Origin of the sequence: Chrysiogenes arsenatis DSM 11915, assembly GCF_000469585.1 — a bacterium.
Lineage (GTDB): Bacteria > Chrysiogenota > Chrysiogenetes > Chrysiogenales > Chrysiogenaceae > Chrysiogenes > Chrysiogenes arsenatis.
Genome location: NZ_AWNK01000016.1, coordinates 1 through 14,684, shown reverse-complemented (window position 1 = coordinate 14,684; position 14,684 = coordinate 1). Strand labels below are relative to the sequence as shown.

Annotated in this window: 16 protein-coding genes, 1 tRNA gene and 2 rRNA genes; 1 reads left to right on the top strand and 18 read right to left on the bottom strand. The window is 46.8% G+C overall.

The window, feature by feature from the left end; translation table 11 throughout:
• Positions 1 to 93 precede the first annotated feature (93 nt).
• Complete coding sequence (locus P304_RS0110550; RefSeq protein WP_027390505.1) at positions 94 to 474, top strand: metal-dependent transcriptional regulator; 381 nt, start codon at positions 94 to 96, stop codon at positions 472 to 474.
• A 69-nt stretch (positions 475 to 543) separates the two neighbouring features.
• On the opposite strand, the gene P304_RS0110545 is transcribed toward P304_RS0110550, so the two are convergent.
• The 18 genes from P304_RS0110545 to P304_RS0110465 form a co-directional block, all read right to left on the bottom strand.
• Positions 544 to 1,773 carry an HD-GYP domain-containing protein gene (locus P304_RS0110545; RefSeq protein WP_027390504.1) on the bottom strand — a complete coding sequence of 410 codons (1,230 nt, stop codon included), beginning with the start codon at positions 1,771 to 1,773 and terminating at the stop codon, positions 544 to 546.
• A gap of 18 nt (positions 1,774 to 1,791) precedes the next feature.
• On the bottom strand, positions 1,792 to 2,265 hold the full coding sequence (folK, locus tag P304_RS15210; RefSeq protein WP_051321610.1) for a 2-amino-4-hydroxy-6-hydroxymethyldihydropteridine diphosphokinase: 474 nt from the start codon (positions 2,263 to 2,265) through the stop codon (positions 1,792 to 1,794).
• Positions 2,243 to 2,701 carry an FxsA family protein gene (locus P304_RS15205; RefSeq protein ID WP_051321609.1) on the bottom strand — a complete coding sequence of 153 codons (459 nt, stop codon included), beginning with the start codon at positions 2,699 to 2,701 and terminating at the stop codon, positions 2,243 to 2,245. Before P304_RS15205 ends, folK begins: the two co-directional genes overlap by 23 nt.
• Positions 2,661 to 3,128 (bottom strand): Holliday junction resolvase RuvX, encoded by a 468-nt coding sequence (ruvX, locus tag P304_RS15200; RefSeq protein ID WP_051321608.1) that lies wholly within the window; start codon positions 3,126 to 3,128, stop codon positions 2,661 to 2,663. The genes P304_RS15205 and ruvX overlap by 41 nt, the downstream gene beginning before the upstream one ends.
• Positions 3,106 to 4,374 carry a replication-associated recombination protein A gene (locus P304_RS15195; RefSeq protein WP_051321607.1) on the bottom strand — a complete coding sequence of 423 codons (1,269 nt, stop codon included), beginning with the start codon at positions 4,372 to 4,374 and terminating at the stop codon, positions 3,106 to 3,108. Before P304_RS15195 ends, ruvX begins: the two co-directional genes overlap by 23 nt.
• Before the next feature lie 73 nt (positions 4,375 to 4,447).
• On the bottom strand, positions 4,448 to 5,893 hold the full coding sequence (gene gatB / locus P304_RS0110520; protein WP_027390503.1) for an Asp-tRNA(Asn)/Glu-tRNA(Gln) amidotransferase subunit GatB: 1,446 nt from the start codon (positions 5,891 to 5,893) through the stop codon (positions 4,448 to 4,450).
• A gap of 84 nt (positions 5,894 to 5,977) precedes the next feature.
• Positions 5,978 to 6,148, bottom strand: a complete 171-nt coding sequence (locus tag P304_RS17085; RefSeq protein WP_160165056.1) for a hypothetical protein — start codon at positions 6,146 to 6,148, stop codon at positions 5,978 to 5,980.
• Positions 6,149 to 6,279: 131 nt separating this feature from the next.
• Positions 6,280 to 6,356: transfer RNA gene (locus P304_RS0110510), tRNA-Arg, on the bottom strand.
• Positions 6,357 to 6,410: 54 nt separating this feature from the next.
• Complete coding sequence (locus P304_RS0110505; protein ID WP_236613347.1) at positions 6,411 to 6,809, bottom strand: hypothetical protein; 399 nt, start codon at positions 6,807 to 6,809, stop codon at positions 6,411 to 6,413.
• Positions 6,810 to 6,853: 44 nt separating this feature from the next.
• Positions 6,854 to 7,624 (bottom strand): ABC transporter ATP-binding protein, encoded by a 771-nt coding sequence (locus P304_RS15190; protein WP_034765254.1) that lies wholly within the window; start codon positions 7,622 to 7,624, stop codon positions 6,854 to 6,856.
• Complete coding sequence (locus tag P304_RS0110495) at positions 7,615 to 8,565, bottom strand: ABC transporter ATP-binding protein (protein ID WP_027390501.1); 951 nt, start codon at positions 8,563 to 8,565, stop codon at positions 7,615 to 7,617. The genes P304_RS15190 and P304_RS0110495 overlap by 10 nt, the downstream gene beginning before the upstream one ends.
• A complete protein-coding gene (locus P304_RS17645) occupies positions 8,562 to 8,732 on the bottom strand; it encodes a 3'-5' exonuclease family protein (RefSeq protein ID WP_201766956.1) in 171 nt (56 codons plus the stop codon). The genes P304_RS0110495 and P304_RS17645 overlap by 4 nt, the downstream gene beginning before the upstream one ends.
• Positions 8,733 to 8,784: 52 nt before the next feature.
• Entirely contained in the window at positions 8,785 to 9,189 is a 405-nt protein-coding gene (locus P304_RS17470; RefSeq protein WP_201766955.1) for a 3'-5' exonuclease family protein, read from the bottom strand.
• A 3-nt stretch (positions 9,190 to 9,192) separates the two neighbouring features.
• Positions 9,193 to 9,693 (bottom strand): SixA phosphatase family protein, encoded by a 501-nt coding sequence (locus P304_RS15180; RefSeq protein WP_051321606.1) that lies wholly within the window; start codon positions 9,691 to 9,693, stop codon positions 9,193 to 9,195.
• Between the two features lie 33 nt (positions 9,694 to 9,726).
• Positions 9,727 to 11,103 (bottom strand): tRNA uridine-5-carboxymethylaminomethyl(34) synthesis GTPase MnmE, encoded by a 1,377-nt coding sequence (gene mnmE, locus P304_RS0110480; RefSeq protein WP_027390500.1) that lies wholly within the window; start codon positions 11,101 to 11,103, stop codon positions 9,727 to 9,729.
• The gene (gene gyrA / locus P304_RS0110475; RefSeq protein WP_236613346.1) at positions 11,100 to 13,589 is read right to left on the bottom strand and encodes a DNA gyrase subunit A; all 2,490 of its coding nucleotides are present in this window, start codon (positions 13,587 to 13,589) and stop codon (positions 11,100 to 11,102) included. Before gyrA ends, mnmE begins: the two co-directional genes overlap by 4 nt.
• Before the next feature lie 230 nt (positions 13,590 to 13,819).
• Positions 13,820 to 13,931 (bottom strand): 5S ribosomal RNA (gene rrf, locus P304_RS0110470).
• A gap of 110 nt (positions 13,932 to 14,041) precedes the next feature.
• Positions 14,042 to 14,684: ribosomal RNA gene (locus tag P304_RS0110465) — 23S ribosomal RNA — on the bottom strand; the annotation flags it as partial.

The following is a 14,684-nucleotide window of genomic DNA, read 5'->3' as shown; positions in this document are numbered from 1 at the left end:
AGAAAATATCCTAAAGTCTGGGGCATTGGTGCGCAAGCGCATGCTAACAGCCTTTACCTAGCTCAAACAGTGAACCTGCCCAAAGGAGCCAATATGCAGCAAGATATTTCATCATCCATGGAAGACTACCTTGAGGCAATTTACACCCTCACGCAACGAGACCACGTTGCACGAACACGAGATATTGCCAAAAACCTCAATGTTAAAATGCCCTCGGTCACTTCAGCGCTCAAAAAACTTTCCGAACATGGTTTGGTAAACTATGACCCTTACCAATACATTACACTCACTGACCAAGGGGAAAAACTTGCCAAACAAACCCTTCAAAAGCATCGTGCTCTCACTATATTTTTTCAGAGAGTAGTTGCGCTGAACGAAGAAATGGCGAGTCGCCTCGCCTGTCAACTTGAGCACCATATCGACATGAAAACGCTGGATAAATTTCGCAAAGCAACCCCTGCCGAGGAGTCGTAATGCTCGATATTTTTTCAGGATTGATCCTTGGTGGATTTCTCATTTTTCTTTTCTATCGGCTGAAGCCCACTAAAAAGCGTGATCAAGTTCGGGAATTTCCGCCACGCTGCGACGTGTCACAATAACCTCTTGATCGGTCGCCAAGTCGATTTCAATTGGTTCTGAAAGACGGCGGAGTTGATTGTCGTAAAACAGCCGTACAACAGGGGAGAGCTTATTCGCTGGGTTCGACTTCACCACCGTACCGATATACCCCTTATAGCGCCCTTCGTGCACTTGTAGGTTTGATCCAACCGGAAACACTTTCAATAATTTCAAAAAAATATCCAGATACACCGGATGGAAATGACTATACATCCGGTTGGTCATCACTAAAGCCGCATCAAGGTAACTGAGCGGACGCGGCACGTTGGGGCGCACACTGGTAAGGTTGTCAAACACATTAGCAATACTCAAAATTTCTGCCAAATGGAAAATTCCACCACTTTGCTGCTTTTCAACCGCCATACTCCAAACCGTCTTATTGCCGGTCAAACGGTGCGGATAGCCAGTGCCATCATGATGTTCATGGTGTTGCGTAGCAATCAGAATAACCCGTGTTTTTTGAGCCATTTTCGGATTACTCAACAGGATTTTCCGCCCTAATAATGGATGCGAATGAACCAATTGTCGGTCTTGGGGCGATAGGTCGCGCACATGCCGATTCAGAATATCTGAGGGAACAACGATTTTACCAATATCATGCAGCATAGCGCCAAGCGCTAGTTCGTCGAGGTGTTTCTGAGGCAAATTCAACTCTTTGGACACCGCTAACGACATAACGGCAACATCAATCGAATGCTGAAACTGCCCCATATCATGGGTTTTCAAGCTATTGATGGCTATACCAGCTGGCGAATTGGCGATTTCATCAATCAACGTCACGACATAATCCTGCATTTGCCCAAACACCTGAGTGTTGCGCATAAAGGTGTTAAAACGTTGATCGTCAAGCGCTGCGTCAAGTGAGCACTTCAGATTTTTCTGTACCGCACCGACCGTGTTTTCTACGGAGTTGAATACCTTTTGTACCGCCTGAGTACCACGCCGATGTACTTCAGCACTGATCGTTGAATCAATGTCAATATCGGCCGTTTCGCTATCATCAATAACAACGTACGCAATTTTTATCGCCTTCAGCGCCTGAATATAGCGATCGGTTAATATTACACCGCGATTCAGCATCGTCTGCCCATCGCCATCAATACGCTCACCTAACTTCATCCCTCTTTCGAGCAACTCAACCGGAACCATTCGCATGGTTATATATCTCCTCAGTTATCTTCCTACAGGTTCCCCTGTATATGGGTCACAGAAATTCGGATCGTATTCATGCAGTAAATCGAGCACAAACTGGCGATTGCGATAGTCAACATGCGGGATGCGCAATTCAGGCACATCTACCGCCCAAGAGCCATAAAACACTATATCGATATCAATTTCGCGCGGACCCCACGGGAACGTTTCCTGACGTCCAACCTGCTGTTCGACCTGCTTCGCTCGTGCCAGTAACTCTAGCGGCAATAGGGGTGTAACGATCACCATAAGCTGATTCAAAAAAGGTGCCTGATCAACTACCCCATACGGTTCTGTTTCGTGAAGTGGCGACAGATAATGAACCCGCACACACTCAGGCCACGCAGCAATAGCAGTAGTTGCCGCCGCAAGAAAATCTTGACGAGGCTCAATATTCGAACCAAGCACAAGAAAAACCAGTGTTTCTGTGGCTTCAGCCTTTGTTTTTCGGGTCATGCTCATGAAACTCTACATCAATAATGGTTTTCCGCGCCTCGTCCCGACCCGAAGTATGCGGGTGATGTGCCGACCGTTTGCGTATTGCCGTATGCCAATACGCTTCAATAAAGCTTCGGAAAAAACTGCGCGATACCGGAAATATCAGTGCAAGCCCCATGGCATCGGTGACAAATCCTGGAGTAAGCAGCATCGCGCCTCCAGCAAAAATCATTAAACCTTCGACCAGCTCACCGGCAGGCATAACCCCTTGGGCAAGCGATGTCTGAATCCGTAACACTACAGCAATCCCTTCACGCCGCGCATAATAAGAACCAACCATAGCCGTTATAATAACAATGGCAATCGTATTAAAAATACCAATATGGCTTCCAACGTGTATTAAGACCGCAAGCTCAATGAGCGGTACAAGGACAAAGAGCAAGAATAGTGGCAAGATCATCTCCTTTTTTAGTATCGAGATAGCTTTGCAAAATCTCCCGTGCGGCCAGCGAATCAATGGCCTGCTTCCGTTTCTGGCGCGAGAGATCGGCAACTTGAATCAAGAAATCAGTATTATTTTTCGTACTATATCGCTCATCAACCCCGATAAATGGGACACCAAGGATTTCGCGTAACGAGAGGGCTTCCTCGATAATCTCACGACATTTTGGCGTCGGAGATCCATCACGTGAGTCGTAAGGCAGCCCGACGACCACCAAAACCGGCTGATACTCTAGGCAGTATTTTTTGAGGCGGTGCACCGCCTGCTGATAGTCTCGCCGCTCCACCATTGTCAGTGACGATGCCATTTGCTGCCGACTGTCCGACACCGCAACGCCAATCCGCTTTGTCCCGATATCAAGTGCCAGAATGCGACTCATCGTCACCCCATAATGCCTGATAAAATGCAGCCATTTTTATTTCATACCCATTTAAGACTGGTTCGTACAATGTGCGTGGCGCACTTAAATAGTGCTGACGCGTAAACCCACCAAAATCGTGCGGGTAAAGATAGTGTGATTCTCCCCGTTTTGCACCATTTTTTAACGCCGAGGGAACATTTAATACTCCACGAGTCCGCACATCATTGAGCGCGGCATCAATGGCAAGATACGCAGAATTGGATTTAGGAGAGAGGGCGAGATAAAGCGTCATTTGTGCTAACGGTATCCGCGCTTCTGGCATGCCGATAGTGGCAACAATATCAAGCGTAGCTGCGGCCATAGTCAGCGCATTCGGTGCCGCATTACCGATATCTTCCGCTGCCAGAATAGCCAGACGCCGTGCAATAAACATGGGATCTTCGCCAGCTTCCAGCATCACCGCAAGGTAATAAATTGCGGCGTCGGGATCTGAACCTCGAACGGATTTAATAAAAGCGCTAATATAATCATAATGATTATCGCTATTTTTATCATAACGGATAGCTTTGCGCGAAGAGGCCGCCTCGGCATGGATCAGCTCCACTGGCTGACCTAACCCAGCAACTAATGCCGCTCCTTCCAGCAAGTTCAGCGCGCGCCGCCCATCACCAGATGAGAGCTGAATGATGGCATTCGTTGCTTCATCTGATACGGTAGTTTTGAGCATTGCCGCTCCGCGTTGCAGCAATACAGCGATGTCATGATCTTGTAATGGTTGAAGTTCAAAAAGAAATGTGCGCGAGAGCAATGCAGGAACAAGCGCAAAAGAAGGGTTTTGCGTAGATGCCCCAAGTAACAAAATACCTCCAGACTCAACCTCTGGCAGGAGCGCGTCTTGCTGAAGCTTGTTAAAGCGATGAATTTCATCAATAAAAACCAGCGTTCTTTGCCCCTGAAATCGGCGCAACTGCCGTGCTTCATCGCACACTTTTTTTATTTCTGGCGTACCGGAGTTTACCGCATTGAGGCTGACAAAGTGACTCCCTGTGCGCTGACTGATAATATGTGCCAGCGTGGTTTTTCCTGTACCGGGCGGGCCGAACAAGATTGCACTTACCAATCGATCATGCTCCACCATGACACGCAGCAGTCCTCCAACCTGAAGAAGGTGCTGCTGCCCCACAAAACCATCAAAGTCGTTAGGGCGCATCCGTACTGCAAGTGGAATCGTGTGTGTCGGCTCAAACAGCGACGATTGTTCCATACGCGCCTAGATTCCCTGCTTGCATGTCGTCAAATCAAAGCACATCAAGAGCGCATGAAACGGGCGCAGAATGTTATTCACCAGCTAATAGCTCCTGCAACAACGTATTCACTAGCGCAGGGTTCCCTTTTCCCTTTGTAGCCTTCATAGTCTGTCCAACAAGGAATCCCATAACTTTCTGCTCGCCTGCGCGATATTGAGCAACTGGCCCAGGATTATCCGCTAAAACTTTTTCGATAGAGCTCCGTAAAGCTCCTTCGTCACTCACTTGTACCAGCCCTTTTTCTTCAACGATTATTTTCGGATCACGAGGGTTTCGGCAAAGCTCTTCAAAAACTTCTTTCGCGATCTTGCCGCTGATAACCCCTTCTTCAATGAGCTTTACCAATCCAGCGATATGCACAGGCAAAATGGAACATTCAGCAGCAGTTTGCTTCCGCTCACTCAAGACACGCAAGACATCACTCATAACCCAGTTTGCAATCGGCTTTGGGCTCTTATGCACCAGCACGGCAGCCTCAAAATAATTAGCCAACCCTTTATCGGCGGTGAGCACAGCCGCATCATAGTGCGGCAATCCATAGTCGGTTTCAAACCGAGCGCGTTTTGCATCGGGCAGTTCTGGTAAGTTGCGACGCAAATCATCGATCCATGATTCACTTAACTGCACGGGGACAAGATCTGGGTCAGCAAAGTACCGATAATCGTGCGCTTCTTCTTTCCCACGCATAGAACGAGTGGTATTGGTTTCGGGGTCATACAGGCGAGTTTCCTGAATCACCCGCCCACCTTCATTGAGAATTTGTGTTTGTCGTTTAATTTCGTATTCAATAGCACGGACGATATAACGGAACGAATTCATGTTTTTTATTTCGGCGCGCGTTCCATATTCTGCCTGACCAAATGGACGCAGCGAAATATTCACGTCACACCGCAGTGATCCTTCTTCCATATTACAGTCACACACTTCGGTGTATTCCAGAATCGACTTAATCTTTTCGAGGAAGATGCGCACTTCTTCAGCACTACGCAAATCAGGTTGCGTGACGATCTCCATAAGTGGCGTTCCCGCGCGATTCAAATCGACATAGGAACTTCCCGGTTGACCAATGCTGGCTCCATGTACGAGCTTTCCTGCGTCTTCTTCCATATGGATCCGCTCGATGGCAATATCACGTGTGGAGCCATCCGGCAGTGTAATCGGAACCACGCCATTGCCAACGATAGGGTATTCGAATTGCGATATTTGATATCCCTTAGGCAGATCAGGATAAAAGTAATTTTTGCGCGCAAATTGAGAGTAGGGATTGATTGTCGCCTGCATAGCAAGACCGGTTTTAACCGCACATTCAACAACTTTGCGGTTGAGCACTGGCAACGTTCCCGGCATGGCAAGACAAACTGGACAGGTGTTGGCGTTCGGCGAACTTCCAAAGCGCGTGCTGCACCCACAAAAAATTTTCGTTTGACTCATTACTTGAGCATGAATCTCAAGCCCGATAACCACTTCATACTGCATCTAGAAATTCTCCTCATCATAGCAGAAATAGTAGAATACTCTCAATTATAGCCGCACTACGTAGAGCCAATAGTGCCACACGGCCTAGTCATTCTGTTCAGATTTTGTCTTGCGTTGTTTTTTGGTATCCTGCGGTCGACTCATACCGCCTAAACGTTCAGATTCATCCTTCGTAAGAGCGCCTAAGAAAAGCATCCCATAAAGAATGATTCCGACGGCAACTATACCAAGCACGAGCATAAGAAACGTCCACATGTTTCACTCCTGTTTCAAGAAGAGTTTGCCTTGGACTCCATCGCCTGCGTAAAACAAACAAGCCGGAACCCATGTAAGGTTCCGGCTCAGAGTACTACAAAATGCTATATGGAGAAGATAAAAATTTCGTATGGCGCCCCCGGCATGATTCGAACATGCAACCAACGGATTCGTAGTCCGGTACTCTATCCAATTGAGCTACGGAGGCTGAACGAGGAGGGACTTTACTAAAACACTTTCACGATTGCAAGCAATTTTTGCTTTAGCGCAAGAATGCTAGAGGATTTTCTCGAAAATCTATTGTAGAAGCATGAGTTACTGTCGCAAGTTTTTTTCGCGCCCAGCGCAAATCAATTTGCCGCATATTAAAAAGCTGCTCCTGCTCGCCATAATACACAAAATCTTCGAAGATAAATGCGAACTCGCCTCGCTGCCCCAGCGAAAAATCGACGACTTCTTGTGAGCGAAAAATATCAGAAAGATTGCCACTTTTCTGTAATTCTAATTCGATACCCAATAAATCCCCTTTATCAAACTCCAGCCCGATCCGCAATGATGGCATTTCGCTTTGGTTTGGCTGAGACGTTTGCAAACCAGACGGGCCAAATGCAGGCCATTGCGGCTCGCTGCTCCATGCCGTCGTGCACAATAAAATAAGCACAAAAATAATATATCGCGATAAATAGTTACGCATACCACTGGCCATTACGTAACCCGCAACCGAGGCGCCAATTCAATCAATTCGCGCGTATACTCACTAGCAGGACTAGAAAATATTGTATGACAATTTCCTGATTCAATCACTTTCCCATGACGGAGCACAACAAGTTCTGCACAAAATTTTTCGGCAAGCAATAAGTTGTGCGTTATAAAAATAAATTGCGTCTTGGTTGATGCGGTAATATCAGAAAGGAGATTCATAATTTGCGCCTGAACTGAAACGTCGAGCGAACTCGTACATTCATCGGCAATAATAATCTGCGGCTTTACACTCAGTGCTCGGGCAATAGTAATCCGTTGCCGCTGCCCCCCACTGAACTGGTGCGGATAGCGATAGGCATCATCTTCACGTAAGCCCACAAGCCGTAATAATTCTCCTGCTACCCCAATCCGCTCGGTGCGCCTCAAAGAGGAAGCAACATGCAGCGGCTCGGTAATACTTTCCCAAATCGCCATGCGAGGATTCAAACTTGTATGCGGATCCTGAAAAACCATTTGGATTTTGGAGCGAAATTCCTTCCAATGTGCTTGAGAATAGTGAGTACGGTCAACTCCATCTATCACCACCGTCCCATGAACCTTTGGTTCGATACCTGCAATCACCCGCGCAAGGGTTGATTTCCCACTACCTGATTCTCCAATAACACCAAGATTGCCATTTCCTTGATAGTGTAGCGATACCTTCTGCAGCGCAGAGGTTTTCTTCCCTCCACCGAGTGGATATTCGACACAGATATCATGAAGCTCTATCTGCATACGTCACCATGTCGCAATGGAAAGTGGCACTCGTAGCCACATTCAACCGTCCCACTCCATTCAGGAACTTCAACATGGCAACGCGGTTGTGCCACTGGACAGCGCGGAGCAAAAGCACACCCTGACAGTCCATTTAAATTACGTGGAGGAACCCCACATATAGACACAAATTGATCGGAAAACATCCGTTCTGGCAAGCAATTTAATAATGACTTGGTATATGGATGCAGAGGTTGCTTCACCACATGGTCGAGCGCACCCGCTTCGATGATCCTCCCGGCATACATCACCAAAAGCACCTCCGAAATTTGGGACGCCAGCGCAATATCGTGGGTAATAAACAATAACGAAAGGTTTTTCTCTTCAATTATTTGTTGAAAAAGCCGCATGACTTTCCACTGTACCGCAACATCAAGTGCTGTTGTCGGCTCATCAGCAATAATCAACTGCGGCTGTGATGCTAGTGCCATAGCGATCATCACACGTTGACGCATCCCACCTGAAAGTTCATGTGGAAATTGGTCATAACGCCACTCAGGATTGTCTATGCCAACTTGCCCCAGCAGGGTAATACCGAATTGTCGTCGTTCTTTCACACGTAATGACTCTTCTAACGCCACTCGCTCCGTTATCTGATATCCAACACGAAAGCAAGGATTCAGCGACGTCATCGGCTCTTGAAATACCATCGCCATGTGGCGTGTACGCTCACGAGTCGACAGGGTATCCAACGGTTTCCCATTAAACGCCATCGAACCAGTCGCTTTCAGTGTATGCGGTAACAATCCCATAATGGCTTTTGCAGTAAGCGATTTCCCTGAGCCAGATTCTCCGATAAGCGCAACGATTTTCCCAGCAGGCACGTGAAAATGGACACCACGCACCAGCACGTTTTCGCCTGAGTGAATAACAAGATTATCGACTGTCAGACCATGCTTCATACTATTTCAAGGCTTTGTTCAAGTTTTTGGAGATGTAAGTACAGCTCGCGACTTATCCATGCATCGGTTGCCGCATACACCAGTTGAGTATGATCGAGTTTTTTTCTACCCCAATTAGAGCACTGTGCTTTTTTAGATATTTTCATCCCAAGTAACAATGCCGCCAAGGTTCGCAATCCAGTATTTTTAATATGTAAACGTGCAGCAACACCACCAAGATCAACAAAACCGGCTGCTGCAAATGGTGAAAGTTCTTGAAGCTTTTTTTACGTCGAAATCGAGGGCTGCACCTGCCTTGATAATTGAAGAATCGCTAAAGATTCGCTTTAATCCTTCAGGTAACGCCATATGTGTCAACTGAAACAAATACACGGCATCGCTGGTTGCAATTTGCACCAATGAAGGGAGAAACGACTGTCCCTTGCGAAAGGTTGGTTTCGTCTCTGTATCAAACCCCAATAAAGCTTCACGCGCAATGAGCTCACAAACCCGTTCTGCTTCGCGCGAATCGCTGATCAAATGAATAAAGCCATTATAATGCGTCACAGGAAGATGCTGTATAGCCTCTTTTTCGATAAATGTTGGATAGGGGAGATCTGGTGGCACATGCAAACGGGAACGCATGCATTACGCTTTCTGCGCGAGCAACTTTGGCGACAAAAACGCAACCATTCGCCCAGGATCATTAATAGCACTCCATGATGCTACGGGAAATTCAATAACGAAAAGACCGCTGGTAGGGAGGTTGTCGATTGCCGCATCACTCAGAGCGTTTGCAAAATACGTTAAGCCGGGATTGTGTGCGATAACAAGTACGCTCGACTGTGTTTCTGGAAGTTTTTGGATCGCATGCAAGAGCGTTGGTACACCGGCATTATATAGGTCGCGAGTAATTATAATGGTAGCGTGTTGCGGGTTGCACGCTGGCAGAAAAGCAGCAAGGGTCTCCACTGTTCTTCGTGCTGAGCTGCATAACACCACATCAGGAAGCCACTTGTGCGACTGAAGCGCCGCCGCCATAACGTCACGGTCATTTCTCCCACGCTCATTGAGCGGCCGATCCCAATCATTCATGCCCAATTCGCCCAGACTTGCTTTTGCGTGACGCAGCAATATTACCTGCTTCATAGTACCTCCACTACCGATTATCCATTATTGCGGTTATTTACCAATACAAAAATCACTAAAAAGCATATCAAGAATGTCGTCATGCACAATTTCCCCAGCAAGCTCTTGAAGCGCTGAAAGTGCATGTTGTATATCCATAGCGACGATTTCATGCCCGTTCCCGTCACGCATTCCTTGCTCGGCACATGCTAAAGAGTCTTCACACCGTAATAAAGATTCCCGTTGCCGGGCACGACTGACCAATGGCGGCTCACTGGAAAAGGCAGTCACACCGAGTTGTGCGATAATTTCTTTCTCTAATACGGAAAGATCATCGTCATGTTTCACACTAAGCAGTACTGGAGCAGGCCAATCTGCTGGCAACAAGGAAACATCAAATACAACGGATAAATCGGCTTTATTCAATACTGGAAGCACCCGACATCCATCAACGAGATCGATAACCTCTTGATCGGCAACGTCAAAAGGGCGTGAACCGTCCAGCATGACTATTACCACATCAGCGATAGAAACAGCACTCCGTGAGCGGTCGATTCCACAACGTTCCACCTCATCATCGGTAGCACGAATACCTGCAGTATCAAGCAATTGGATTGGAATTCCATGAAGTGAAATATCATGCGTAACCACATCGCGAGTCGTCCCTGGAATGGACGTAACAATAGCTCGCTCCATTTGCGCAAATGCGTTCAGTAAGCTGGATTTTCCAACATTTGGCTTGCCGATAATGGCTACTTTAGCTCCGGCACGCAAAAGGCCACCCATAACAGATCCCGCCAACATTGCATTAATTTGTAAGCGAATACTGGCAATTCGGCCTATCAATTGAGCGGTATCATCAGGTGAAATATCTTCATCGGGAAAGTCGATTGATGCGGCAATATGTGCCGCAAGTGAAATCAACTCAATGCGAAAATCTTCTATTCGCTGACGCAATTTCCCTTGCATAATATCGCTCGCAATGCGCTGAGCTTCGGGTGTACGCGAAACTATGAGATCCTGAATTCCTTCTGCCTGCGTCAAATCAATCCTGCCATTCAGGAATGCACGGCGTGTAAATTCACCTGGATCTGCTAAGCGACAGAATCTCAGTACGCTCTCTAGCACAAGCGATGCAACAACAGTCCCGCCATGACACTGAATTTCGACTACATCTTCACCGGTGAAGGAATGCGGAGCCGGCATAGCGACAACCAACACTTCATCAAGCGATACCGTATCGTCTACAAATAAACCATAATGCAGGTAGCGAGGACGAAAATCCCCCAAAGGCACTCCCTTGGGGGTACGAAAAAATCTTTGTGCTACCGATAAGGACTGTGCACCACTGAGACGAATTACCGCGATAGCTCCAACTCCGGTCGGAGTAGCCAGTGCGGCAATCGTGTCAGAAAAATACGCTCGGCTCATTCTATGAGTGCCCCGCCAGCCTCGTCAGTAGTTTCTTCTTCTGAAGCCTGCGTAATCGCAACGCCGATGAGACGGTCATCGTCGGAAAGATCTACTAAACGAACACCTTGCGTATTGCGACCGATAATCCGTATCGCATCAGCGCGAAGCCGGATAATTTTCCCTGACTTGCTCAGCAACATAACTTCATCTTCGTCACACACCTGAACAACGCCCATTACAAGCCCATTTTTGCGCGTTGTTTTAATGGTCAGCGTGCCTTTACCGCCACGCGTCTGTAGACGATAATCTGACGTTTCCGTCCGTTTACCGTAGCCTAAATCGGTTATAGTGAGAACATACGAAGCATTTGAGACAATATCAGCACATACAACGTAATCAGTAGTATCAAGGTTAATACCACGTACTCCCCGTGTCACTCGACCGGTTGAGCGCACATCATCTTCAGTAAATTGAATACTCGCACCAAAACGAGTGGCTATCATGATTGAGCTATTTCCTTCCGTTACCATAACTTTAATAAGTTGGTCATCAGGATCAAGAATGATCGCCTGCACCCCTTTTTTGCGGATATTAGAGTATGCCGAAAGGACAGTTTTCTTCACCAATCCATTGCGAGTCGCAAACAAAAGAAACTGATCATCGGTGAATTCACGTACCGGGAAAACAGTGCTAATTTTTTCATCTTTTTCAAATTCAACGAAATTGACAATTGCCTTCCCGCGCGCATTTCGAGCCATTTCTGGCACTTGGTACGCTTTCAACCAATACACCTGTCCGCGATCAGAAAATATCATGAGATAATCATGATTTGAGCAAACAAAAATATCTTTCACATAATCGCCATCTTTAATATCTAGGCCAATTTTCCCTTTACCACCGCGGTGTTGAATGCGGTATACATTCGATGGCGTACGTTTAATATATCCTTCATTCGTTAAGGTTATTACAACCTCTTCGTCAGGGATAAGATCTTCAATGTCAATGGCATCTTCCGCATCAACGATTACGGAGCGACGCTCGTTGGAATAGAGTGCGCGTATCTCGGACAATTCTTCACGAATAATTCCTTTAATTCGTGCTGTTGACCCTAGTATGTCGCGTAAATCAGCAATCAACGCCAACACTTCTTCATACTCTTTAATCAATTTTTCCGTTTCAAGCCCTGTCAAACGCTGCAAACGCATCTCAAGAATAGCCTGAGCTTGCTCATCGCTAAAATCAAATTGTGTAATTAAACCATCTTTTGCTTCACGACCAGTCGCACTACTACGAATCAGCTCGATCACAGCATCAAGGTTCTCAATGGCCTTTTTTAATCCCTCAAGGATATGCGCCCGCTTTAGCGCATGACCTAAATCAAATCGTGTGCGCGCAACAATTATTTCGCGACGATGCTCAAGAAAATGATTCAGCATATCAGCGAGCGGTAACACTTGAGGTGAGTTATTAACTAATGCCAGATTAATAATACCGAAAGTCGACTCCATCGGCGTGAATTTGAACAGCTGATTAAGAATCGTCTCTGCGGACTCCCCTTTTTTCAGCTCAATCACAACGCGCATTCCATCGCGATCCGATTCATCGCGTAAATCTGAAATCCCTTCGATACGCTTTTCCTTAACCAATTCGACAATCTTTTCTAATAAGCGTGCTTTATTAACCTGATAGGGCAATTCAGTAACAAATATTGTATTTTTGCCGTTTTTTCCTTCTTCAATGACCGCACGAGCGCGAACCTTAATTCTGCCTCGTCCAGTTGTATAGGCGTCATATATCCCTTGACGACCACAAATAATTCCAGCCGTAGGGAAGTCAGGCCCCTTCACATGCTCCATCAGGTCTGACACAGTTGCATTGGGATTCTCTATCAAGGTTACTAAAGCATCGACAATTTCACCAAGATTGTGCGGCGGAATATTCGTTGCCATACCAACCGCGATACCACTAGAACCGTTAATGAGAAGATTGGGGATGCGCGCAGGAAGAACCTTAGGTTCTTTCAGAGATTCATCGTAATTCGGACCGAATTCTACCGTTTCTTTGTCAATATCTCTGAGAAGCTCATCGGCAATCCGTTGTAAACGCACTTCAGTGTAACGCATGGCAGCAGCACTATCACCATCTACCGAACCAAAGTTCCCCTGACCATCGACCAGAGGATAGCGCAAACTAAAATCTTGCACCATACGAACAATGGTATCATAAACGGCGGTATCACCATGAGGGTGATACTTACCAATAACGTCACCAACAATACGGGCAGATTTCTTATATGGCTTATTGTGCATTACGCCAAGTTCATGCATCGCATACAAGACCCTGCGATGGACTGGCTTTAATCCATCACGCACATCAGGCAATGCACGACCAACAATGACACTCATTGCGTAATCGATATAAGCGCTTTCCATTTCGTTTTTTATATCGACTTTAAGAACATTTTCAGGAAAAAGAATCTCTTCCATGTAAAAACCTTTCTTCATACGATGTTATCGCGCTTGTTAACACACGTTTATACAACGCTAAAACACACATACTATATCATAATCGCTATAAGGATTGTCGGAGATTTTTCGAAATATATTTCACTATCGGGCATTGCTGTTTGCAAATATCACAACGCACGAACCCCCGGGGATGCCAGAAGACATTGCCGGGGGTTCGTGTTGCTCAGTGTGAGCTGTATTTATTTTGATTTTCAGTAAAATAAAAAGTCTGGCGCTGACCTATTTTCCCAGGATAACCCAAGTATCTTCGGCGGTGCAGAGCTTAACTTCCGTGTTCGGGATGGGAACGGGTGTGACCTCTGCCCTATCGGCACCAGACAAACTGTGTTTACATGTTTGCGAATCGAATAGAGTGTTGTTGTGTGCAAGTAGTAATCGTTCTGTTAGAAAGCCCATCATCAAAAAATGCACCAAACGAGGTCCTAAATCTAAAAAGTTCAATGGAGTTATTAGTACTGGTCAGCTGAAGGTATTACTACCATTACACTCCCAGCCTATCAACCACGTAGTCTACATGGACTCTCATGGGGATACTTAATCTTGAGGCTGGCTTCCCGCTTAGATGCTTTCAGCGGTTATCCGTTCCAAACATAGCTACCCAGCTGTGCCTCTGGCGAGACAACTGGTGCACTAGAGGTTTGTCCATCCCGGTCCTCTCGTACTAGGGACAGACCCTCGCAAGTATCCTACGACCACAGCAGATAGGGACCGAACTGTCTCACGACGTTCTGAACCCAGCTCGCGTACCGCTTTAAATGGCGAACAGCCATACCCTTGGGACCTGCTCCAGCCCCAGGATGCGATGAGCCGACATCGAGGTGCCAAACCTCCCCGTCGATGTGAACTCTTGGGGGAGATAAGCCTGTTATCCCCGGCGTACCTTTTATCCGTTGAGCGATGGCCCTTCCACGCGGGACCACCGGATCACTTTGACCTACTTTCGTACCTGCTCGACTTGTTGGTCTCGCAGTTAAGCTTCCTTCTGCCAATACACTCTGCGGACGATTTCCGACCGTCCTGAGGAAACCTTCGCGCGCCTCCGTTACTCTTTCGGAGGCGACCGCCCCAGTC